Raw genomic sequence first — 24,391 nt, 5'->3', positions numbered from 1 at the left:
TAAACATCATATCCTGTTACTCCTACATTATCTGTAGATGCTGACCAGTTTAAGGTTAATGTTGTTTGGGTTACGTTAGATGCTGCTAAACTACTTGGCGCTGTTGGTGCTTGTGTATCTGCTTGTGTAGTACCAACTATCACTGTATAATCTTCTACCTCTCCATCAAAGCTTGTATCACAAGAAGTTGGGTTTGAGTTATACTTAGCAGCAACTCTCATTCGAGTGCTTCCTGTTTTTGCCCCCGCTGGTACAGCAATTGCTTTAACTGGTAATGCTCCATTTGAAACATTTGTAATGTTTCCTAAATCGTAAGCCTCACCACTATCAGCAAAATCTCCATCTTGGTTCCAGTCAATCCATGCAAAAGCATCAATTCTATAGTTACCATCAGTATTTACTGATACTGTTAAATTTGTTGACGATGATTGAGATACTGTCGTGCTTAAATTTGTAAAGTTTTCATATCCCTTATCTTTTGCAGTATCATCTGCATTATTTATAGTACCAAAAACCACTTTTGTTATTCCTGTTTCATAAACAGTGTTTCCACTTGAAGTACAATATGAAATGGTTACTGATGGTGTTGTAAAGTTTACAGAAGCACTATAATTTGAGTTTGTTGAAGAACATTTACTACGAACTTGCACTTCGTATTGAGTAGATGCTGATAATCCGCTTAATGCGATAGAATTTGATGAAGCAGCAACTGTTGTCCAAGAAGCGCTTGATGTTGCTTTATATCTTACATCATAAGTTACTCCTGAAACCGCTGTCCAAGAAACTGTAGCTCCTGTAGCTGTAACTGAAGAAGTAGAAACCCCTGATGGTACTGTAGCAGTACAAACCACTGGTGTGCCTGCTTTATCAGATAAAGCCAATGCTCTCCTAGAACCTCCCGCCTCTAAAACAGCACGCATTCTATTTTTTTGTCCTGCAGTAAATAAATTCATGCATTTGTCTTTAGAATAATCCATATAATTTTCAACCATATCTACTGATCCACAAGAAACAAGTTCTGTATCACATTCAAAATTAGGACCATCTGACTCTGGAGTATCAGAAACTAAATCATCAACACCACATGGACCATCACCCCAAATATGACGTAAGTTTAAAAAATGTCCAACCTCATGAGTAGTAGTTCTACCTAAATTATAATTTAGGTCTAAAGTTCCTGTAGAACCAAATGCATTATGAACCATTACTAAACCATCAGTAGATGCATCACCTCCAGGAAATTGAGCATATCCTAAAATATTTCTATCTACTAGCCCTGCATTCGTCATTTTAGGAACAATCCACATATTTAAATATTCAGAAGTATCCCAAGCATCAACTCCTCCTGATGATGAACTTTTCATAGCATTGTATGCTTTGAATTTTGTTCCCCAATCTGTAGAAGTCACCTGCTTTCTTGTAATTGCTGTAGTTGAATTACCATTAGGATCTATAGTTGCCATAGCAAACTCAATCTCTGTGTCAGCTGCTTGTGACCATTTATTAGTTGCATCAGAATTCGTTCTTCTAAAATCTTTATTTAAAACATCTATCTGTGAAAGTATTTGAGCATCGCTAATATTGTTTGTAGAATTCGTATATAAAACATGTACTACTACAGGAATAGTAATAATATTTCCATCAACTCTACTTTGTCTCGACTCCATTTCTTTTACTCTTTTCTGAGTAAATTCCTCAATTTGAGCCATTCGTTTTTCAAGATTAGGATCTTTAGATTTTCTATACTCTAAATCATCTACAGTATAACAATCACGTTTAATTGTGTTACTTTTTTGCTGAGAAAAAGCAACAGTACCCATAAATAAGCAAACAAGTGCTAAAATAATTTTGTTTTTCATTTTTGAAGAGTTAATTAATTAAAAATATTTAAAAAAACAGGGTGATAATTAAATAATTCATAATTAAAACGCTGTTTTTTTTTCAATAAACAAGCAGCAAATATAAAAAAAAACAGATATAATCATATTTTTCATTTAAAAATTAACTATTTACACAATAAAACCAACAAATACTTATAGCGAAGAATTAAGTTATTCTATATTTTTATAAGAGAATAATTGTACTTTTATTAAAATTTTCTAAATGCTAACAGTAAAAAACTTGTCCATATCCTTTAACCAAAAAGGAGTAATTAATAATATTGTTCAAAACATTTCATTTAAAATTAAAGAAAATGAAATATTAGGAATTGTCGGAGAAAGTGGGAGCGGAAAATCAATAAGTACCTTAGCTATTTTAGGTTTATTGCCTAAAATAACTATTATTGAAGGAGAAATTTTATATAAAAATATTGATTTAATAAACTTAGGTGAAAAAGATTTTTTAAAAATTAGAGGGAAAGAAATTGCGATGATTTTTCAAGAACCTATGAGTTCTTTAAACCCGACCTTGACTTGTGGTATTCAAGTTGCTGAAATGTTACAGCAGCATACCCAGTTATCCAATCATAAAATTAAAGAAGAAGTTATCTCATTATTTTCAAAAGTAAAACTTCCTAGACCTGAAGCTATTTACGATTCGTATCCTCATCAAATAAGTGGTGGACAAAAGCAACGTGTAATGATTGCTATGGCAATTGCCTGTAAACCTCAATTACTTATTGCTGATGAACCTACCACTGCCCTTGATGTAACTGTACAAAAAGAAATAATTTTCTTACTAAAAGAATTACAACAAGAGTTTAAAATGGGAATTGTTTTTATTTCTCACGATTTAGCTTTAGTTTCTGAAATTGCAGATTCTGTTGTAGTCATGCATAAGGGAAAAATAGTAGAAAAGGGAAGCGCTAATCATGTTTTTTTACACCCAAAAGAAAGTTATACAAAAGCTTTAATCAACTCGAAACCAAATACAGAAAAACGATTAAAAACCTTACCTACGGTTAACGATTTTATCAACGAAACTATAGATTCTACAGTTTATACAGATGAAGAACGCACTACTTTTCATCAAAAAATATATAATCGTCCTCCGTTGTTAGAAATAGTAAATTTGCATAAAGATTTTATTAGTAACGCTTCATGGTTATCAAAATCAACTATCGTAAAAGCAGTTAATAATGTTTCTTTTAAAATTTATGAAGGTGAAACTTTAGGATTAGTAGGGGAGAGTGGTTGTGGAAAAACTACCTTGAGTAGAACTATTTTACAATTAGAAAAAGCCACCTCGGGAAGCATTCTGTATAACGGAACAGATATTACCAAACTTTCGAGAAAAGATTTTAAAAAGCTTCGAAAAGAAATTCAAATTATATTTCAAGATCCATTTTCTTCTTTGAACCCCAGAATTACTGTTGGTAACGCTATTCTAGAACCTATGAAAGTTCATACCGTTTTAAACTCCAATAAAGAGCGAAAAGAATATGTGTGTAACTTGTTAGAAAAGGTAGGTTTGGAAGCTGCTCATTTTAACCGCTACCCACATGAGTTTTCTGGTGGTCAACGTCAACGTATAGGAATTGCTCGTGCTATTGCACTACAGCCCAAACTAATTATTTGTGACGAATCGGTTTCTGCTCTTGATGTATCAGTACAAGCACAGGTACTAAACCTGTTAAATCAATTAAAAACAGAATTTAACCTTACCTATATTTTTATTTCGCATGATTTGTCTATAGTAAAATATATGTCCGACCAATTAGTTGTGATGAACAAAGGTAAAGTAGAAGAAATAGCAGATGCTGATGAAATTTACCAACATCCAAAGACAAAGTATACTCAAACTTTAATAGAAGCAATTCCAAAAGGGATATAACTTTTTTCACTGCGTTATTAATGGTATATTGCACCGTTAAAAACGAAAAGAAAGAATATGAAAATTATAGTGCCAATGGCAGGAATAGGGTCTCGTTTAAGGCCTCATACATTAACAACTCCAAAGCCATTAACAGTTATTGCTGGTAAATCTATTGTACAGCGATTAGTGGAAGATATTACTTCAGTAGTAGATCAACCTATAGAAGAAATTGCTTTTATTATTGGGCCTGCTGCAAAGGGGTTTCCTGCAAACACGAAAGATAAACTACTAAAAATAGCAGAAAATTTAGGTGCCAAAGGCTCTGTATATATTCAAGAAGAAGCTTTAGGAACAGCACATGCTATTTATTGTGCAAAAGAATCGTTAAACGGTTCGTGTGTAGTAGCCTTTGCTGACACTTTATTTAAAGCTGATTTTACCTTAGATGCAAGTGCTGATGGGGCTATTTGGGTAAAACAAGTAGAAGATCCAAGCGCTTTTGGTGTGGTAAAATTAAAAGATGGTTTTATTACTGATTTTGTTGAAAAACCTAAAGAGTTTGTCTCAGATTTAGCCATTATTGGTATTTATTATTTTAAAGATGCTGATAAGGTTCGTGAAGAAATAAAATATTTGCTAGATAATGATATTAGAGAAAATGGAGAATATCAATTAACAAATGTTTTAGAAAGTTTAAAGCAACAAGGAGCTAAGTTCGTTCCAGGAAAAGTAAATACTTGGATGGATTGTGGTAAGAAAGACCCAACAGTAGATACCAACAAACAAGTTTTAGGTTTTGAACAAGCAGACGGCAACAATTTAGTGTCTGAAGACGTTGTATTAGAGAATGCTGAAATTATTCAGCCTTGTTATGTTGGAAAAAAGGTAGTGTTGAAAAACACTAAAATAGGTCCTTTTGTTTCAATTGGTGAAAACAGTATTGTTGAAAACTCAACAATTACAAACTCTTTAATTCAAACAAATGTTCGTATTTCAAATGCCAATTTAGATAATGCTATGATTGGTAATCATGCAAAATATAATGCTAATTATACATCAGTGAGTATAGGTGATTATACAGAACTTACATAAAAACTCAATAGAAAAGAAGGGTGAAAAAAGAGAAAAAAATTTTTTTTCTAAAATTGTATTGTCTTTTTTCACCCTTCTTTTTTCCTTTTTTATAAATGCTCAAGACAGCATTCCTGCTACAGTTGATGCTGCTGAAAAAAATAATATTGAATTTCAACAACTCTTTTTTAAAGCACTCTCAGACAAAGCTATTTTTAATTATCAAAAGGCTATACAAAGTTTAGAAAAATGTAATAGTATACTTCCAAACAACAAAGCTGTTTTGTTTGAACTTTCTAAAAATTACGAAAAACTAGGAAGAAACCCTGAAGCTCTATCTTATATTGATTTAGCTTTAAAAATAGAGCCTACTAATGTTTGGCTACTTGAACACAAGGTTTTTATTTTAAGAAAATTAGCTGATTTTGATAGTGCTATTCTTGCTCAACAAAAAATAGCTGCAACATACCCAAAGAAAAAACAATTGCTTGTTTTTTTACACCTTCAAAATAATGACGTTAAATCTGCAAAAAAGGTATTAACAGAGTTAAAAGAAGCTAAGTTATTAACTGCTAGACTTCGCACTATAGAAAAAAAAATAAATGCGCGAAAAACAACTGAAGATTCACCAAAAAAAATCACGGAAAACCTTGATGTTAAATCACTTTTTGAAAAGGAAAAATCTTATAGCAACTTAAAAACATTACTAGATAAGTTAGCTGCTGATAATGATGCTGACTTGTTAAAATATAGCGAACAAGGATTAGCTCTTTTTCCTGCACAACCTTTTGTGTATTTAATGAATGGAAAAGCTCTGAATAACAATAAAGATTATAAAAAAGCATTAGAAACCCTACAAAACGGCATTGATTTTGTAATTGATAATAATGAAATAAAAACTAAATTTTATATGGAAATTTCTAGGGCTTACCAAGGGTTAAATAATATTAAAAAGGCCAATTCTTATAAAAGCAAAGCCAAAAAAATTTTAAAGTAAATACGTTTCGTTAGTACTAATTTTATGAAGTATACCACCTTATTAGTTATATTGTTTTTAGGATTTTCATCATGTAAATCTACCAAAAATGTTACTGATACCATAGCTATTAAAGAATTATCGGCTCGTAAAGTGGCTAAAAAGCATGTCGCTACAAATTTTGATAAAAAAACAGTAGATGCTCGTTTAAAAGTTAATTACAAGAACAATAAGGAAAGTTTAGGGTTTTCGGTACGAATGAAAATTAAAAAAGACGAAGTTATTTGGTTAAAGGGAACTAAAATTATTTCTATTTTCAAAGCTAAAATAACTCCTACAAAAGTTCAGTTTTACTCTCCATATGAAAAAAGTTATTTCGATGGTGACTTTTTAATGCTAAAAAAACTATTAGGAACTGATATTAATTTTCAGCAGTTACAAAGCATGTTATTAGGTGAAGCTTTGATGGATGTAAAATCTGAACGTCAAGAAGTTCAAATTCAAGAAAAATCATACCAGTTATCACCCCAAAAACAACCTCTTTTATTCGACTTGTTTTTTTATGTAAACCCTCAACATTTTAAATTAGATAAGCAACTAATTGTAAACTCATTAAAAAATCAACGTTTAGATATTAGTTACCCTAAGTACTATAAAAAAAATGCTGCTTTTTTTCCTGAAAAAATTAATATAAAAGCAAAAGAAAAAAACAAATATACTATCATTGATATTACAACTCGTTCGGTAGAGTACAACACCAAACTAAATGTAGATTTTAATATTCCCAACGGATATAAAGAAATTCAATTATAATCATGAAATATCCTGTTTTTTATATCTCCTTTTTGTGCCTATTTCTTGTAGGAATGTCTTCTTTTGCTCAAAGCAGAAAAGAACTTGAAAATAGACGTAAAAAACTTAAAAATGAAATAGAGCAAGTCAACAACCTCTTATTTAAAACAAAGAAAAAAAAGAGTAGTGCTCTAGATGATTTAAAAGACTTAAATCAAAAAATAAGTGTTAGAAAGCGTTTAATTGAAACTATTGAATTAGAAACTAAATTACTCTCAAAAGAGATCAAATCAAACGAACAACAATTAAAAAAATACAATGATGAGTTAAAGAAATTAAAAGACGACTACCGAGACATGGTTGTGAAATCTTACAAAAGTAAATCGCAACAAAGTAAAACCATGTTTTTACTATCTTCAGAAAGTTTTTATCAAGCCTATAAACGACTAAAGTATATGCAACAGTATAAGGACTTTAGAAAAAAACAAGGAGAAGAAATTATGGTAAAAGCAAAAGAGGTAGCACAATTAAACGACTCTTTAACAGCTCAAAAAAAATCAAAAGAAGTATTACTTTCTGATGAAAAAAACCAAAAAGAAGGAATTGAAGAAGATAAGAAAGACCAAGAACAGCTAATTTCAAAAATTAAAAAAGAAGAGAAAAAATACAAAAGCGATTTACAAAAAAAACAACGAGAAGAGAAAAAGGTTTTAGCTAAAATTGACAAATTAATTAGAGATGCTATTGCCAAAGCAAACAAAGGTAAAAAAACAACAACTAGTAAGAAAAGCAATTCTGGATTTATTTTAAATGCCGAAGAAAAAACGTTACTTGCTAATTTTGAACAAAATAAAGGCAATTTACCTTGGCCAGTTAAAGGTGTAATTACACGAAAATTTGGAGTGCAACCACACCCTACCTTTCCAGGAATAAGTATTAATAGTCATGGGTTATATATTGCTACCAAAGCGAACACTGATGTAAAAAGTATTTTTAACGGAAAAGTGTTGGTTATTCAATTACATTCTGATGGAAGAAAATCAGTATTAGTACAACACGGTGATTATATTTCTACATACAACAAATTGAAAGAAATATATGTAAAAAAAGGAGACGTGGTTAGAACAGGAGAGATATTAGGCAAAGTATTTACCAACAAAGTTACTGGTAAAACACAGCTTAGTTTTATGCTATACAAAAACAGAAACCGATTGAATCCTGCACAGTGGATTCGTTCATAACTAATTATGAAAAACGCATCAAACTTTATCATTGTAACGGTAGCAATAATTACTGCCTTGGTTATTGGAAAAGGAATTTTAATTCCGTTTGTTTTTGCACTTATCTTTTGGTTTTTAACGCGTGAAATTAGAAAAACCATTTACAAAATTCCTTTTACAAAACGTTTTATTCCTTTTTGGCTGAGTAATGTATTTGTTTTTACCTTTATTATTTTGGGTTTTGGGTTTATTTCTGAAATTATTACCAACAGTATTTCAAACTTAACAACGTCATACTCTAAATACGAGCCTAATATTGACGCTATTATAAAACGTTTAGATGCCTATTTTCATATAGACATTATTAAATCATTACAATCGGTTGTTGGAGATTTTAATTATGGCTCTGTTTTAGGCGATGTAGCGAACGGAGTTAGTAGTTTGCTAGGAAACACCTTTATGATTGTTATTTATGCCTTATTTATCTTTTTAGAGGAAAGTAATTTTAAAAAGAAATTACAAAAAGTATTTATGAGTTCTCAAAACAGCTCTAAAAGCTTTCAATCTATCTTAAAAAAGATTGAAGATTCTATTTCAAACTATTTACGACTAAAAACCTACGTAAGTTTATTAACAGGTATGCTTAGTTATTTTGTGTTATTGCTTGTTGGAGTAGACGGGGCTCCGTTTTGGGCATTTCTTATTTTTTTACTGAATTATATCCCTACCATTGGCTCATTGGTCGCAACCGCTTTTCCTGCAATTTTCTGTTTAATTCAGTTTGGAGAGTTTCCTCCTTTTTTAATCGTATTGTTTGCAGTAGGTGGTATTCAGGTGGTCGTTGGTAATATTGTAGAGCCTAAAGTTTTTGGAAAATCACTAAACTTAAGTCCATTAGTTACCATTTTATCGTTAGCCGTTTGGGGAGAAATATGGGGAATTACAGGAATGATTCTTTCGGTACCTATTACCGTAATTATGATTATTATATTTTCTCAATTTGACAAAACAAAAAACATTGCCATTTTCTTATCTGAAAGTGGCAATGCTGATGAAATATAAACTGTTTTAATCCATGAAAATAGACTTCAGTTCTATAGCTTCCTTAGGATCCATTTTTCCTGCTAAAACCAAGCTTAATTGCTTTCTACGCAATGCTGCTTCGTAACGTTGCTTTTCTAATTCGGTTTCTGGCTCTATTTGAGGAATTGGCACTGGTTTTCCTGTTTCATCAACAGCAACAAACGTATAAATACCTTCGTTTACCTTTGTTTTTTCACCTGATTGACGGTCTTCTATCCAAACATCTACATAAATTTCCATTGATGATTTAAAAGCACGTGAAACCTTTGCTTCTAAAGTTACCACGCTTCCTACAGGTACCGATTTGGTAAATGCCACGTGATTTACAGAGGCTGTTACTACAATTCTTCTCGAATGGCGGCGTGCAGCAATACTACAAGCTCTATCCATACGAGCTAACAACTCTCCTCCAAAAAGGTTATCTAAATAATTGGTTTCTCCTGGTAAAACTAAATCGGTAAGTACCGTTAATGATTCTTTTGGTGATTTTGCTCTCATCAATTAAATTTTGATGCAAAGATACAGCAACTAAAAAATCTACCTAAAATAAATGCTGTTTATTTAGCCAATAACCAAGCGTCTTCGCTTACGGTTTCTTTGATAATTTCTAAGGCTTTTCTAGCTTCATCCTTTGTTGCATAGCTTGCAAATGCTACTTGTGTTAAGCCTAATCTGTTCTTTCCAACAATAGAAGCTTCATGGCCCTTTTCTTCTAACTCTTCTAATTTATTTTCGGCATTGTGCACTTCTTTAAAAGCTCCTGCAATAATATGAAAGTTCCTAGCTTCTTTACTAACGTTTAAGTTAATAGTTGGTAGCGGTTTATCTATTACAAAAGTTGCTGATTGAATTTTTTTCTCAACAGCATCTTCTTGATTCGCTAATACTTGTTGTTCATTTTGAACACCATTCCATCCCACATAAACAATCCCAACAAAAACAGCCGCTGCCGCAGCTCTTTTTAAATACAACGGAATTGTTTTATTACTTTCTTCAGTAAAAGTAGGTGGTGATTTCACTATTACTTTTTTCACTCTTTCAACAGAAGGCGTTGAAACCTCAGCCAATCCAAAAGATTCTGTTAAAAAGTTACTAGACGGATTTGGTTCAAAAACAACTTGCTTTGCTTCATTTAAAGACAAACTTCCTACAGAATCAACAGTAATAGTTGTTGTTGCTAATTTTTCATTCCATTGAGCAACTTCCTCATTAATAAAAGTAATTGCCTCTTCAAAAGAAATATTTTTACTTGATGCTATGTAATTCGCTAATAAACCATCATTATGCTGTAAATATGCATTGAATGTAAGTTGCTTTTTTGGCGGATAAAAAGTGTGAGTAGTAGTATTTACTGTAGCACCAATTTTATTGGTTACAAATCCTCCAAAATTAGGAACAATTACGCAATCGTATCTATATAATAAATCGTTAATGTAGTTGGCTAATGTCATAAGAACAAATATAGCTTTTATAAGAATTACTTTCAAGAAATCTTGTAATTTTTATTAACAGTTTTGTATATTGATACTCAAATTATTGCTACATGGACTCAGAAAAATTACTCGCTATTCTTAGGTTGCAAGCTACCAAAAACATAGGTGACATTTTAGCAAAAAAGCTAATTACAGCTACAGGAAGTGTTGAACAAGTGTTTTTAGAAAAGAAAAACACGCTACATAAAATTAACGGAATTGGAACTCATGTAACCCAACATCTTTTTGATGAAAACAACCTAAAAAGAGCGGAAGAGGAGTTAACGTATATTCAACAAAACAATAGTGTTTTTTCGTATTTTTTAGATGACGAGTATCCACAACAACTAAAACATTGTATTGATGCTCCTATTTTGTTTTTTAAAGAAGGAAGTCTCAACCTAAACAATGATAAAATCATTTCGATTGTAGGAACTCGGAATATGAGTTCATACGGACGCGATTTTTGCAATCAACTTGTTGAAGACTTAAAAGAACACAATCCCATAATTGTAAGCGGTTTTGCTTACGGAGTAGATATTTGTGCCCACAAAGCTGCTATAAAAAACAACTTACAAACTATTGCAGTACTGGCACATGGATTGGATGAAATTTATCCTAAAACACATAAAAAATACATTCATCAAGTAAATGAAAATGGTGGGTTTATTACCGAGTTTTGGCATGATGAACAGCCAATGAGAGAAAATTTTTTAAAAAGAAATCGTATTGTAGCAGGGTTATCAAAGGCAACAATTATCATTGAATCAGCTAAAAAAGGAGGCTCGTTAGTTACTGCTGATATTGCCAACTCATACAACCGAGATGTTTTTGCGCTACCTGGTAGAGCAACCGATGTATACAGTAAAGGCTGCAACAGTCTCATCAAAAATAATCAGGCACATTTACTCACTTCGGCCGAAGATGTTGTAAAAATGCTTAATTGGGATATACCGAAGGCTTCCATACCTATTCAAAACAAGCTTTTTGTTGATTTAAATGAAACCGAACAAAAAATACACGATTACTTACAACAAAGTGGCAAACAGTTACTAGATATTATCGCACTAGATTGTAACCTTCCAACCTATCAATTATCTTCTATATTAATTCAAATGGAGCTTAAAGGAGCGATAAAACCTTTGCCCGGAAAAATGTTTGAAGTTTAGTACCTTTGAGCCATGTCAGAATATAAACTCATTTCACAAAAAAAACCTGCTTTCCCAGTTAATAAAAAACTAGGAACCTACTTGAAAAGGCATAACAGAACCATTAAAATTCCAATCTTTTATGATGATTTGTTACGTTTTCAAGGTGCTGTAGCTGTATACGATAAACACGATAACGATACTTTGTGGATTCGTGTTTTTTATAATGAGTTTGAACGAGCAGAAATTGACTTGTGTCTAAAAAAAGTATATAATATTTTACACTCTAATGGTTCTGACGCTAGTATTAAACATTTAAATGTTGATGCTATCGATTTTTGTACTTTTGGAAACTCTCAGCCTTTTCGTATTAAAATCCGAAATATTTTAAACGACAACTATACGTATTTTTACGTTAAAAAAACAGATTCTTCTCGTATATATGGGCTTGAGTTAGAGGATATTTTATCTCCTTATAACCTAAATTTTTTAGTGTATGAAGACACCTTAATAGAAGAACATATCTCAGGAATTCCTGGAGATGTGTTTATCAATGATTATTTAGAAGATTGTTTAGATATTGAAAAAGCACAATTAGCTAAAGAGTTTGTTAAGTTTAACGAACGTTGTATGATTCGTTTATTAGGCGATATGCGTTCGTATAACTATGTTATAGTACCTACTCACGACTTTGAAAATGTAGTGTATAAAATTCGTCCCATAGATTTTGATCAACAGTGTTACGAAGGAAAGTTTAAAGTATACTACCCGCAATTTTTTAAAGAAAATTTAAAAATGGTTGAATTGGTAGCAAATAAGCTTACCTCAGATTCTATTGAGCAATATCAAATAGAAGAGCGATCGATTGTTGCAAAAAGAATTTTAGGTTCCCGTTCTCGATTAAATCGTTTGCTTGCTGCTATGAAATCTGATAATATTTCTACTCCTAAAAACATTGAAAAACTCAAATCTGAAATTTTTGAGTTTACCGGTGATATTAACTTTAGAGATAGTGATGGTATGGGTCAAGTTCTTGATAGTGCACTAACCTTTGTTCGAAGAAACTACGAAGACGTAAGTATGAAAACTATTATTCAACAACAGCAAAAACTATATTAACTTTTAACGATTATTTAAATTAAATATCACTCTCCATATATTCGTTATTTAATTTTTTACAGTGCCTTACTCTAGGAGTTAGAGTATTATTTAATTTAAACACTCCTTCAAATGCTAATCGTTCTCCTTTATCTGAATTAGTTGAAAAAATCATTGCTAAACCAATATCTTTATGGTCTTTTTTGCTAAAAAAAATTACACTGTTTAGAAAATAAAACCTCTTTAAGTTCAAGGGAAGTTTTAACACTCTCAATAGCATTAAATACTGTTTTTTCTACTTCGAATACTTTCAATAACTACGGTTGTTAAAATTAAGCTACCACCAATAAAGGTGTTCCATGTGGGTACTTCGTTTAAGAAAGTAAACGCTAAAATAATACCGAAAATTGGCTGAATACTACTAATAATACTTGCGGTAGATGCCGAAAAAAACTGCAGCGAATGTACCATTAAACTATGCCCAATAGCAGTAGTTAATAAGGCTAATAATAATAAGTAGGGGAGTTGTTCTTGAAATCCAGAAATATCCATAAAAAACAATACAGGAACCAATATTATTGTAATTACAGCTACTTGATAAAACATTAACATTACCCCGTTATACTGCTGTACATATTGCTTTAAAATTAAGATTCTTACGGAATAACATAAGGCAGAAAACAAACCAAATAACACTCCTTGTACCTGAGTGTTTTTAATATCAAAATCGGGAGCTAAGATGTACAAGCCTAATAATACTATTAAGCCTAAAACAATGTGAATTGGGTTGAATTTTATCTTTAAAAACAACGGTTCTAAAAAAGCAATCATTACTGGAAAGGTGTACAACGATAACATTCCAATAGCTACATTCGATAATTTTAAAGCATAAAAATAAGTTATCCAATGAGCTGCCATAAAAACACCACCAATTAAAAAAGGAAAAATATGTCTTCTTGATTGTATGGTTAAATCGATTTTTTTGAATCGGCAAAATATATATAAAAACACCATAGCAAATGCTGAACGAAACCAAATAATAACTTCTGAAGGCATCGCAATATACTTGCCTAACACACCTGAAGTACTGATAAATAACGTAGCTAAAATAATTCCTGATAGATTCTTAACGTGGTTGGTTTGCATGGATGTAAAAGTATGTCATTTCGAGTGAAACGAGAAATCTTAAATTAAGAGTTACTCAATTGAATGAGATTTCTCCCTCTGGTCGAAATGACAGATTCTTTGTTTCGTCATTGCGAATGTAACGCAGTGAAATGAAGCAATCTTTCTATTGTGAGTTCCCTATAAACAGATTGCTTCGCTCGCAATGACGTTTTAAACTTTCTGTAAGGTTTCTAACGCTTTATGTACACTATCAATTTTTATAAATGTGATGAGTAAGCGCAATCCGTTTTTAGTTTTCTTTTCTTTCATTACACAACTCTTCGGGTTTTGCTGTACGTACTTCAACATCCTCGTAAACGCTTCTGTTTGATAAAATGCACTTTGTTGATCGGATATAAAATACCCTATCAATCGTTTTTGTTTTAAAACTATCTTTTCTAAGCCTAAATCTTTCGCTAACCATTTGATACGAACACTGTCTAATAAATCGGCGACTTGCGTTGGATATTCTCCAAAACGGTCGACAATTTCACTCTCAAATGTTTGTAATTCTTCTTCCTTTGTTAACGCTCCTAATTTGTTATACAAACTCAAGCGTTCGGTTACTGAGTTTACATAATCATCTGGGAATAGAATTTCAAAATCGGTATCAATTTGAACTTCTTTTACATAATCTTTCGGAGCATTTTCGTCTGTTGGATATAAATCTTTAAACTCATTCTCTTTTAGCTCTTCAATCGCTTCTTTTAATATTTTTTGATAGGTATCAAAACCAATATCATTGATAAATCCACTTTGTTCACCACCTAACAAATCTCCAGCACCACGAATTTCTAAATCTTTCATGGCAATATTCAATCCACTTCCCAATTCAGAAAACATTTCTAATGCTTGAATACGTTTTCGTGCATCATCGGTCATGTGATGATACGGTGGCGTAATAAAATAACAAAAGGCTTTTTTATTCGAACGCCCTACACGACCACGCATTTGGTGTAAGTCGGACAGTCCAAAGTTATTCGCATTGTTTATAAAAATAGTATTCGCATTCGGCACATCCAAGCCACTTTCAACAATAGTGGTCGACACCAGTACATCAAACTCATTGTTCATAAAACCAAGCATGAGTTCTTCTAACTTTTTTCCTTCCATTTGTCCATGACCAATACCTATTTTCGCATTCGGAAGTAGGCGTTGTAATAGGCCTGCTACTTCTTTGATATTTTCAATACGGTTATGGATAAAAAATACCTGTCCACCACGTGAAATTTCGTACGAAATCGCATCGCGAATGGTTTCTTCGCTAAAGCGAATTACATTAGTTTCTATGGGGTGACGGTTAGGTGGTGGCGTTTTAATTACCGATAAATCTCTTGCCGCCATTAAACTGAACTGTAAGGTACGCGGAATTGGAGTTGCCGTTAAGGTTAACGTATCTACGTTTTCTTTAATCGTTTTTAACTTGTCTTTTGCTGCCACCCCAAATTTTTGTTCCTCATCAATAATCAACAACCCAAGATCTTTAAACTGGATGTTTTTATTAGTTAACTGGTGGGTTCCTATTACAATATCGATACCTCCATCAGTTACACCTTCTAAAACAGTTTTACGCTGTTTTGTGCTTCTAAAACGATTTAGATAGTCAATGGTGACCGGAAAGTCTTTTAATCGCTTAGAAAAGGTTTTAAAGTGCTGAAAAGCTAAAATAGTAGTCGGCACTAACACAGCTACTTGTTTTCCGTTATCTACCGCTTTAAACGCTGCTCGAATGGCAATTTCTGTTTTTCCAAAACCAACATCACCACACACCAAACGATCCATAGGTTGCTCTTTTTCCATATCGGCTTTTACTTCTTGGGTAGAAGAGAACTGATCGGGTGTGTCTTCGTATAAAAAGCTTGCTTCTAACTCGTGTTGCATGTGCGTATCGGGCCCAAAAGCAAATCCTTTTTGAAGTTTTCTTTTGGCGTATAACTGAATTAAGTTAAACGCAATATGTTTTACTCGGGCTTTGGTTTTTTGCTTGACTTTTTTCCAAGCGTTCGACCCTAATTTATATACTTTAGGAGGTTTTCCGTCTTTTCCGTTGAATTTGGAAATTTTGTGTAGCGAATGAATACTCACATATAAAATATCGCGGTCGCCATAAATTAACTTAATGGCTTCTTGCTTTTTGCCTTCTACATCAATTTTTTGGAGTCCGCCAAATTTTCCAATACCATGGTCAATGTGGGTTACATAATCACCCACCTCTAATTTGGTGAGCTCTTGCAAGGTGATGGATTGCTTTTTTGCATATCCGTTTTTGAGTCGGAATTTGTAATAACGCTCAAAGATTTGATGATCGGTATAACAAACAATTTTATTATCTAAATCTACAAAGCCTTGGTACAACGGAAATACAATGGTTTCATAAGAAACTTCTTGTTCACCGTCATCAAAAATATCATGGAACCGTTGTGCTTGTTGGTCGTTAGAACAAAAAATATAGTTGGTGAATCCTTTCGCTGAAAATTCGTTAAAATTCTGAATTAACAGGTCGAATTTTTTGTTGAAAGACGGCTGTGGGTGGGTATCGAAGTTGATACTTAGGACACCTTCATGAGATTCCTCACTACGTTCGGAATGACGGTTTTTACCGATGTCAATTGTTGTGAAATCTTGCAATTGATCTTTAATCAGTTCGCCGTTGCAAAATAACTCTTCGGGTTTTGCGTGTTTAATTTCGGTTGATAATTCGTTAAAAGAGAGTTCTGCTTTTCGGTAGAATTTATCTAACGAATCGCTTAACAAGTCTACGCTTTTAACAAAAACAGCGGTTTTAGACCAAATGTATTTTAAAAAGCTTTCTCTGCTTTCTTGTAGTGTTTTGTTTTCTACATTGGGCATAATGCTTACTTTCTTCAGTTTTTCTTTAGAAAGTTGCGTTTCTACATCAAAAGTTCTAATGCTGTCTACCTCATCACCAAAAAACTCCATACGATATGGTTCGTCGTGAGAAAACGAAAACACGTCGATAATTCCACCACGTACCGAAAACTCACCCGGTTCGGTCACAAAATCTACACGATTAAACTGGTATTCAAACAGTACTTCGTTAACAAAATCAAGCGATACTTGCTCACCCACCGCTATTTTTAGTGTGTTTTTTTCTAGTTCTTTCTTCGTCACTACTTTTTCGAACAGGGCAGTAGGGTAGGTAACAATAATCGCTGGTTTTTTACGAGAATTGATACGGTTTAACACCTCTGAACGCAACAGTACATTGGCATTATCAGTTTCTTCTATCTGGTAGGGTCTGCGATAGGAACCCGGATAAAACAACACATTTTTATCGCCCAATAACTGCTCTAAATCGTTTAGATAATAAGCGGCTTCTTCCTTATCGTTACAAATTAACAAGTAAGGTTTATCGGCTTGTTTAAAGGTTTCGGAAATGACAAAAGACAACGAAGAACCGACCAAATTCGTTAGTTGAAAATGGTTATGTTCTTGTTGAAGCTGTGTAACAATCTGTTTTACCTGCTTAGATTGTTGGTAGTGGTTTACAATGGCTTGCTTGCTCAACGTACAAAAATTTTGTGCAAAGGTACGAAGGTTTATTTTTTGTGTAGTCGTAGAATAATTTTATGTCTAATTATAGTTTTATTTTCTATTCTTTTTTCAATAGGATATATACTCTATTCAGAACCATCAGAAGTGTCAACATAAAAAGAATCATTAAAAAATAGTTTACTCCTATTATAATTTTTTTTAAAATCCATTGAAATTCAAATTTTGGAATTTCAATCGTAGTCATAAGTAAAGTTATAACTAATATAATAGACAAAACAATACAAAAAGAAATATTTATATGTATTTCTTTTACAAACTTTTCTTTTATTTTTTTTAATTCATCTTCTTCTTTTTCTGCATCTTTTTTTAGGCTATCTATTTGACTATAAATAATGGCTAAGAGATTAAATAAGAAACCACCAAAAATAGATGTAGCTGTAATTAAATTTCCTAACTGATCATCAAAACCATACCCTTTATATGTTAGCATAATAGAAATAAATATAGGAAGTATAATAAAGAGGAGTACATCTTTAAAATTAATATAATTTGATTTTTGATTAAGACTTTTTAGAGTACTAAAATGGTCTGTGATGATTGAAGTTATATTAATCCGATTTAACATATTAAAGTCTTAATTCAATTATATCTCTAACTAACTCTTCACTTTGATTTATTAAAGAATCTAAAGTTGGTTCACCTTGTGCTGTAAATTGAATTTCAGAAGTTACGTCAATAGTTGGTTGAATCCTATGTTTTTGCATGACATAAAAAGTCTTCTTCTTTCCATTTAACTCTAACTCAAATTCTACTTCATCAAATTCTTCATCAATTCCTTCTATTTCAATTCTTTCACGATCAGGATTAGTAAATAAATTATCCACAAATCTCTTGAAATTATCAGGCAAACTTGTCGGTGATAACATAGAAGTTTTTAAAGTTCCTGGAATTTGTTCAGGTGTCGCACCATTTCTATAATACTCCTCTATTGAGCTTGGTATCCTTTTTTTTATAATTTCCACCTTTTTCAAATTACCTTCTCTAATCATTCTTCTATAAACCCGACCATGTACGATGTTATTTATAAGAACTTTGTTATTTTGATACCCTTGTTCTCTTATATATTGATTTACAGTTCTTATAAAGATTGTTTTTATACCAAACTTAGCTTTTCTTTGGAGGATTAAAGCACCACTGTCTCTTTGTGTGGGCATTTTTAGATAAAAAAAAATATTTCTAAAAGCGGCATGGTTTCTTTGTACTGCGAGAACTTCCTCTCTTGTTTCTACATCTCTGATTTGATATTGTTCACCACTAACACCGGTAGAAAAAAAACCATATATACTCCTGTTTTCTTCATTTACTGTTGGAGGCTCATCTAATGTTAAATGAAGAGCAGTAGTTTCTCTTATATCTGCTGTAGCCAAAATATTTTCAAAAATAGAGTTTAAATAATTTTGAAATACTTGAAAAAAATCATCAGTACCATTAAAATGACTTAAGATTTGATCATTTCTTTGTCTATCCTGAATTTTAATCAAGTATGTAGATAGTAATATCTTTTCCATTTTTGTTTAGTTATATATACAAATTTTATCCTTTATCAATGATTATTTTAAACTCAAAACTATACAAAGGCAACCACAACCCTTTACGGTAATCCATAAAGAGGTGTTTGTTTTATAATAAACCCATAAAAATAGTTGAGATAAGGGGACTATTTTTTTTAGTGTGTTAAACATAGTAAAAAAATAGGAGGGAAGCAAGGATTATTTATTTGTGTGTGAGTTTGTAAGGGTGTTTGTGGCTCCCGTGAGTGAGATTTCTCCCTGCGGTCGAAATGACAACTTACACGTCATTTCGAACTGAAGTGTAACGGAAGTGAGAAATCTTTAAATCGCGTGTTGGGTGCTTTCTAAAATGTTTGTAACTCCCGTGAATGAGATTTCTCCCTGCGGTCGAAATGACAACCTTATCGTCATTTCGAACTGGAGTGTAGCGGAAGTGAGAAATCTTTAAATCGTGTGTTGGGTGCTTTCTAAAATGTTTATAACTCCCGTGAGTGAGATTTCTCCCTGCGGTCGAAATGACAACCTTATCGTCATTTCGAACTGGAGTGTAGCGGAAGTGAGAAATCTTTAAATCACATGTTGGGTGCTTTCTAAAATGTTTGTAACTCCCATGAATGAGATTTCTCCCTGCGGTCGAAATGACAACTTACACGTCATTTCGAACTGAAGTGTAACGGAAGTGAGAAATCTTTAAATCGCATGTTGGGTGCTTTCTAAAATGTTTATAACTCCCATGAATGAGATTTCTCCCTGCGCTCGAAATGACAACTTACACGTCATTTCGAACTGAAGTGTAACGGAAGTGAGAAATCTTTAAATCGCATGTTGGGTACTTTCTAGAATGTTTGTAACTCCCGTGAATGAGATTTCTCGCTATCGCTCGAAATGACAACCTTATCGTCATTTCGAACTGGAGTGCAACGGAAGTGAGAAATCTTTAAATCGCATGTTGGGTGCTTTCTAAAATGTTTGTAACTCCCGTGAGTGAGATTTCTCCCTGCGCTCGAAATGACAACTTACACGTCATTTCGAACTGGAGTGCAACGGAAGTGAGAAATATTACAATCGTGTGTTAGTGACTTTAAAGAGTACATGTAGCTCTAATGAGTGAGATTTCTCTATCGCTCATAAAATCGCTCCTTCGAAATGACAGTAGTAATAAAAAGTTTTGCTAAAAAAACTCATTATTCAGAAAATACCACTCAGGATTGAAACTGTTTATCAAGTTTTCTTTCTTTTCTCTGCGCCATTTTTTCAATTCTTTTTCTCTGTGAATTGCCTCTTTTATATTTTCAAATGTTTCATAGTAAATCAAATAATAGCAATTGTACTTTCCTGCAAAGGATTTTTTAGCATGTTCACTATCAAAATAATGTTGAGATAATCGTCTTTGAAGGTTATTGGTAACACCAATGTACAACGTAGTTTTGTTTTTGTTTGTGATGATGTATACAACGTATTGATTTAGCATTTTTCTTTTAAAGATAGAATAATATTTTTAGTGTCATTTCGAAGGAGGTACGACTGAGAAATCTTTAAGTCGTGTGTTAGTGATTTTAAAGAGTACTTGTAGCTCTAATGAATGAGATTTCTCCCTGCGGTCGAAATGACAACCTTATCGTCATTTCGAACTGGAGTGTAGCGGAAGTGAGAAATCTTTAAATCGCATGTTGGGTGCTTTCTAAAATGTTTGTAACTCCCGTGAGTGAGATTTCTCGCTATCGCTCGAAATGACAACATCAACGTCATTTCGAACTGGAGTGCAACGGAAGTGAGAAATCTTTAAATCGCATGTTGGGTGCTTTCTAAAATGTTTGTAACTCCCGTGAGTGAGATTTCTCGCTATCGCTCGAAATGACAACATCAACGTCATTTCGAACTGAAGTGTAACGGAAGTGAGAAATATTACAATCGTGTGTTAGTGACTTTAAAGAGTACTTGTGGCTCTAATGAATGAGATTTCTCCCTGCGGTCGAAATGACAACATCAACGTCATTTCGAACTGGAGTGTAACGAAAGTGAGAAATCTTTAAATCGCGTGTTGGGTGCTTTCTAAAATGTTTGTAACTCCCGTGAGTGAGATTTCTCCCTGCGGTCGAAATGACAGTAAGGTTATTCCTTACAAATAGTAATCGCTCCAACTCGTGCTAACTGACTTACAAAATCAAATACATCCATCAGTTCCCAAGTAGGAGTGAGGTGGTTTTGTAATTCTTCAAAGCTTATGGTTTTTCCAGTGTTTAGCTTTTCTATAATTGTACTTAGTTGTGAGTTATTGCTAACAACAACCTCATTTCCTCTTGCCATAACGAAGGTTTTCTCTGTGCTTTCTGTATGTATTAACAACGGAAAAGTTGTCTTTCCTGTAATTTGAAATGGCGGATTTGGTACCCCTTCTTTGTTTTCAACTATTGAAGGTTGTAAGACTCCTGCGTTACTTTTTAGTCCGGTAATATATTTTGAAAGCGCTTTTTTGAATTGCTGTTCCCATGTTTTTGGGTTTAATAAGGGATTCCAATCCAATTCTTCGGTGGTGATATCTACTGGTGGTAAGTATCCTACATTCGGATTTTTTTGTAGTTTTTTAGAAGCTATTTGTGTGGCAATCTTTTTTTCTAAGTAGTCTCTAGACGGGTTTATATAATCCATCACTACACTCAACGAAAATTCATCGGTTTTTGCAATATGATATACATGATGCGGAATAAACATAGCCGATTTTGCTTTTAACGGATATTTTGTGGATGTTGATAACATCGTATCTACCTCGTGGAACACTTGAGTATTGTGTTCTATTTGATTGTATTTTTCTATATCCCAAGTATAAAAGTCTTTAGAGTTTGGACCTAAATGAAACAAAAAACCTTCTTCTCCTTTAGCTTCTTTATGGATTCCAAAAGGGGTAAATCCGTAATTTCCCATAAAAAACAAAAAAGAGAGTCCTCCCAAAGGCATTCCTGCTTTTTGGAGTAATGGAGCAACAATATGACACATTCTTTCTGTTAACTCATTGCTAAAGGTTTCTAAACTATTGAAAACAACTCCAAACTTTTTATCTCTAAAAAAATTACCACACCATTCCTCAATCGTTTCATTTTCTTTGGGTTTATTAATAGCCATTTCTTCAGCAATGCCATTTTGAAGCTCGTTGTTTATATATACTTTTATTCCCTTATGAAGTTCTCCTTTATCTAAAAACCTATTGATGATGTTTTTTAATTCTTGTTTTAAAAAAGTTATGTCATTATTAGAAAGTAAATTTTCTACAGCAGAGGGTTTTGTAAGGTTTTCTGAGTTTTTATAAAACTGTTCCCAAGTTGTAGTTTTTTCAATATTATTCATAGATATGTTTTGAGGCTTTTGTTTGTAAAAATAATGCTTTCAAAAATCCTTTTTATTTTTCTTGTTCTTTTTTGTAAAAAACTTAATGTGATTGAGCTTTAAAAAAAAAGATGTTTCTTATTTTAATTTTACCAAAATTTACAATTCATTTAGTTTATAAAATACTGAAAAGAACTTTTTTGTATTTTTAGCTTTACTGATTTCTTTTTAAATTTCTATAAAAATAATTTATAGTAAATTATTTTTCTTGTTCTTTTTTGTAAAAAAACTTATATTAATTGATTTAAAAGAAGAAAAACAACCTAATAAGGTATTTGTATTAAGTAAAAATAAAAAAGCTTAAAACAAGCTGAAAAACAATTATTAGAATTAATATTTTTTATTGGTTTTTTAAAAGTTATAATAAAAAATAATACTTGTTGTTAGGCAGAATTATTACCTTTCGGCGATAGTTTAAGTGACTTTTACGGAACTTTGCTTCTAAATAAGTACAGTTAATTTTAATTATAAAAAAACAAAAAAAATTTATGTCAATATCAGATTTATATTCAAGTGGAAAACACAAACAAGAAATAGGTCACTTTGCTAGTGTAGTAAAAATTGCTAAAATTGATGATATTATTTCTGCGGGTGAGCAACTTCTTTTAGATAGAGCTGCAAAAAAACTGAATATTAGTTCAGAAGAGTATCAAATAATTTTAAAAAATCCTGAAAAATTTCCTGTAAACCCTCCTGTGAGTTATGATGAGCGTATTGAGCGTTTATTTCGATTAACAAGAATGATTTTTGCTGATGAAGTTATAGACAAAGAAGAGGTTGGTATACTTCGTAAAATTGCTGTAGCTTTAAACTTTCCTGCTGATAATGCAGAAAAAGTTTGTGATGAAGCTATACATTTAGTTTTAAACGACAATGATTTAGATGATTTTACAACTGCTATTAAAAAAGTAAATGCCGTTTAAATCATTTATACTAAAAACTTATTAAACCAGTTATTACTTTAAACACTACTCTCCCTATGAAACAAAAAACCTTACTTATAGCCATATTTACCTGTTTATCTGTGTCTGTTTTTTCTCAAAACTTTAACGACTCTTGGCAGATAGGTGTGGGCTTTGGAATAACAAAATTTAATGAAAGTGATGCTGCCTATATTGGTGATCAATATTTATTTCAAGTTCCTACTTTAAGTTTAACCATGCCTATTGGGCAATCTTTTTCTTTAGATGGCGCCATGTCTTTTAACACTATTGACGATGTAGGCTTTATTTCAAACTCTGCCAAATACTTTTCTATGGATGCATCATTTCGTTATAATTTTAATGCAGTGCTAGAAAAATTTGCTCCGTATGTGTTTGTAGGGGGGAGTTTAGTAGATTCTGAACGCAAAATGACACCTACTCTTAATTTTGGTGGTGGTGGAATTTACTGGGTTAGTGATAAAGTGGGTATTAACCCTCAATTATATTACAAACATTCTTTTGAAGGTTATGAAAGCATGCGTTCACACATACAAGGAACCTTAGGTGTTGTATTTAAATTAAACTGGAATAATAGTTCTGGTAGTGGTCGTAGCTCTGCTGACCATTTAGGGGGTTGTATGTTTTAACCCTAGAATGAGTCGTCCTAAAATAGGTTGACAGTTATTTAAAAAATTATATTAAACCAGAGAAGTTAACTTCTCTGGTTTTTTTGTTATGTACAAAGTTAGGTGTTTTCATGTTAAGACTTAAATGTGGTCTTTTGTTATTATATGTATTTATAGACTCTTTAATTAATTGTTTAAGTTCCTTTCCATTATTACATTTATAAATTAAAAATTCTTGTTTTAATATTCCATTAATACGCTCGGCTAATGCGTTTTGATAACAATCATATCCATCAGTCATTGATGGTTTTACATTATTTTTTAACAAAGCCTTTTGATAAATAGAAGAACAATATTGTAATCCTCTATCAGAATGATGTATTAATTCGTTGTTGTTGTTCCGATTCTTAACTGCCATATTAAAAGCTTGCACTACATTTTCAGCTCCCATATCATCACTAAGCTTATAGCCCATTATTTTTCTACTATAAGCATCTGTAACTAATGACAAGTAATGTGTTTTGTCTCTACTTTTAATGTATGTTATATCACTTACATAAACATGTTCTGGCCCTTTTGGTATAATACTTT

21 protein-coding genes are annotated in these 24,391 nt (G+C 32.2%); 10 read left to right on the top strand and 11 right to left on the bottom strand.

Annotated elements, in window-relative coordinates; all coding sequences use genetic code 11:
* The coding region (locus tag ACKTSW_RS08095) for a M43 family zinc metalloprotease (RefSeq protein ID WP_408024774.1) at nt 1-1,859 on the bottom strand (1,859 nt) is incomplete at its 3' end.
* A gap of 244 nt (nt 1,860-2,103) precedes the next feature.
* Here ACKTSW_RS08095 and ACKTSW_RS08090 point away from each other — a divergent pair.
* From ACKTSW_RS08090 to ACKTSW_RS08065, 6 genes are read left to right on the top strand one after another with little or no spacing between them, the layout of a single operon-like run.
* Nucleotides 2,104-3,774 (top strand): ABC transporter ATP-binding protein, encoded by a 1,671-nt coding sequence (locus ACKTSW_RS08090; RefSeq protein WP_408024773.1) that lies wholly within the window; start codon nt 2,104-2,106, stop codon nt 3,772-3,774.
* Between the two features lie 57 nt (nt 3,775-3,831).
* Nucleotides 3,832-4,848, top strand: coding sequence for a sugar phosphate nucleotidyltransferase (locus ACKTSW_RS08085; protein WP_408024772.1), 1,017 nt, complete (start codon nt 3,832-3,834; stop codon nt 4,846-4,848).
* Between the two features lie 58 nt (nt 4,849-4,906).
* The gene (locus ACKTSW_RS08080) at nt 4,907-5,824 is read left to right on the top strand and encodes a tetratricopeptide repeat protein (protein WP_408024771.1); all 918 of its coding nucleotides are present in this window, start codon (nt 4,907-4,909) and stop codon (nt 5,822-5,824) included.
* Nucleotides 5,825-5,848: 24 nt separating this feature from the next.
* Nucleotides 5,849-6,616 (top strand): DUF4292 domain-containing protein, encoded by a 768-nt coding sequence (locus ACKTSW_RS08075; protein WP_408024770.1) that lies wholly within the window; start codon nt 5,849-5,851, stop codon nt 6,614-6,616.
* A 2-nt stretch (nt 6,617-6,618) separates the two neighbouring features.
* Entirely contained in the window at nt 6,619-7,836 is a 1,218-nt protein-coding gene (locus ACKTSW_RS08070) for a murein hydrolase activator EnvC family protein (RefSeq protein ID WP_408024769.1), read from the top strand.
* Between the two features lie 6 nt (nt 7,837-7,842).
* On the top strand, nt 7,843-8,877 hold the full coding sequence (locus tag ACKTSW_RS08065; protein WP_408024768.1) for an AI-2E family transporter: 1,035 nt from the start codon (nt 7,843-7,845) through the stop codon (nt 8,875-8,877).
* Between the two features lie 6 nt (nt 8,878-8,883).
* Here the strand turns inward: ACKTSW_RS08065 and ACKTSW_RS08060 are convergent, their stop codons facing one another.
* Both ACKTSW_RS08060 and ACKTSW_RS08055 read right to left on the bottom strand, forming a co-directional pair.
* On the bottom strand, nt 8,884-9,396 hold the full coding sequence (locus ACKTSW_RS08060; protein ID WP_099214905.1) for an acyl-CoA thioesterase: 513 nt from the start codon (nt 9,394-9,396) through the stop codon (nt 8,884-8,886).
* 59 nt (nt 9,397-9,455) lie between these two features.
* On the bottom strand, nt 9,456-10,349 hold the full coding sequence (locus tag ACKTSW_RS08055; RefSeq protein WP_408024767.1) for an HU domain-containing protein: 894 nt from the start codon (nt 10,347-10,349) through the stop codon (nt 9,456-9,458).
* Between the two features lie 92 nt (nt 10,350-10,441).
* Here ACKTSW_RS08055 and dprA point away from each other — a divergent pair, with 92 nt between their 5' ends.
* Both dprA and ACKTSW_RS08045 read left to right on the top strand, forming a co-directional pair.
* On the top strand, nt 10,442-11,539 hold the full coding sequence (dprA, locus tag ACKTSW_RS08050) for a DNA-processing protein DprA (protein ID WP_408024766.1): 1,098 nt from the start codon (nt 10,442-10,444) through the stop codon (nt 11,537-11,539).
* A gap of 12 nt (nt 11,540-11,551) precedes the next feature.
* The gene (locus ACKTSW_RS08045) at nt 11,552-12,637 is read left to right on the top strand and encodes a hypothetical protein (protein ID WP_408024765.1); all 1,086 of its coding nucleotides are present in this window, start codon (nt 11,552-11,554) and stop codon (nt 12,635-12,637) included.
* A 19-nt stretch (nt 12,638-12,656) separates the two neighbouring features.
* Here the strand turns inward: ACKTSW_RS08045 and ACKTSW_RS08040 are convergent, their stop codons facing one another.
* From ACKTSW_RS08040 to ACKTSW_RS08010, 7 genes are all read right to left on the bottom strand, one after another.
* Nucleotides 12,657-12,791, bottom strand: a complete 135-nt coding sequence (locus ACKTSW_RS08040; RefSeq protein WP_408024764.1) for a hypothetical protein — start codon at nt 12,789-12,791, stop codon at nt 12,657-12,659.
* A 104-nt stretch (nt 12,792-12,895) separates the two neighbouring features.
* The gene (locus tag ACKTSW_RS08035) at nt 12,896-13,762 is read right to left on the bottom strand and encodes a DMT family transporter (RefSeq protein ID WP_408024763.1); all 867 of its coding nucleotides are present in this window, start codon (nt 13,760-13,762) and stop codon (nt 12,896-12,898) included.
* A 192-nt stretch (nt 13,763-13,954) separates the two neighbouring features.
* Complete coding sequence (gene mfd, locus ACKTSW_RS08030) at nt 13,955-17,311, bottom strand: transcription-repair coupling factor (RefSeq protein ID WP_408024762.1); 3,357 nt, start codon at nt 17,309-17,311, stop codon at nt 13,955-13,957.
* An 85-nt stretch (nt 17,312-17,396) separates the two neighbouring features.
* On the bottom strand, nt 17,397-17,789 hold the full coding sequence (locus tag ACKTSW_RS08025; protein WP_408024761.1) for a hypothetical protein: 393 nt from the start codon (nt 17,787-17,789) through the stop codon (nt 17,397-17,399).
* Nucleotides 17,790-17,925: 136 nt separating this feature from the next.
* Nucleotides 17,926-18,867, bottom strand: coding sequence for a hypothetical protein (locus ACKTSW_RS08020; RefSeq protein ID WP_408024760.1), 942 nt, complete (start codon nt 18,865-18,867; stop codon nt 17,926-17,928).
* Between the two features lie 1,174 nt (nt 18,868-20,041).
* On the bottom strand, nt 20,042-20,341 hold the full coding sequence (locus ACKTSW_RS08015) for a GIY-YIG nuclease family protein (protein ID WP_408024759.1): 300 nt from the start codon (nt 20,339-20,341) through the stop codon (nt 20,042-20,044).
* Nucleotides 20,342-20,982: 641 nt separating this feature from the next.
* The gene (locus tag ACKTSW_RS08010) at nt 20,983-22,212 is read right to left on the bottom strand and encodes an RNA methylase (RefSeq protein WP_408024758.1); all 1,230 of its coding nucleotides are present in this window, start codon (nt 22,210-22,212) and stop codon (nt 20,983-20,985) included.
* 527 nt (nt 22,213-22,739) lie between these two features.
* On the opposite strand from ACKTSW_RS08010, the gene ACKTSW_RS08005 reads away from it, so the two are divergent.
* Together ACKTSW_RS08005 and ACKTSW_RS08000 are read left to right on the top strand one after the other, a co-directional pair.
* On the top strand, nt 22,740-23,174 hold the full coding sequence (locus tag ACKTSW_RS08005) for a tellurite resistance TerB family protein (protein ID WP_408024757.1): 435 nt from the start codon (nt 22,740-22,742) through the stop codon (nt 23,172-23,174).
* A 56-nt stretch (nt 23,175-23,230) separates the two neighbouring features.
* Nucleotides 23,231-23,821: a hypothetical protein gene (locus tag ACKTSW_RS08000; RefSeq protein ID WP_408024756.1), complete on the top strand. Its 591-nt coding sequence runs from the start codon at nt 23,231-23,233 to the stop codon at nt 23,819-23,821.
* Nucleotides 23,822-23,867: 46 nt separating this feature from the next.
* On the opposite strand, the gene ACKTSW_RS07995 is transcribed toward ACKTSW_RS08000, so the two are convergent.
* On the bottom strand, nt 23,868-24,391 hold a 524-nt coding region (locus ACKTSW_RS07995), incomplete at its 5' end, for an IS3 family transposase (protein WP_408024755.1).

Origin of the sequence: Tenacibaculum sediminilitoris, assembly GCF_964513795.1 — a bacterium.
Lineage (GTDB): Bacteria > Bacteroidota > Bacteroidia > Flavobacteriales > Flavobacteriaceae > Polaribacter > Polaribacter sediminilitoris.
Note: the sequence above shows the minus strand (reverse complement) of the source record. Positions and strands in the feature narration are given on the sequence as shown.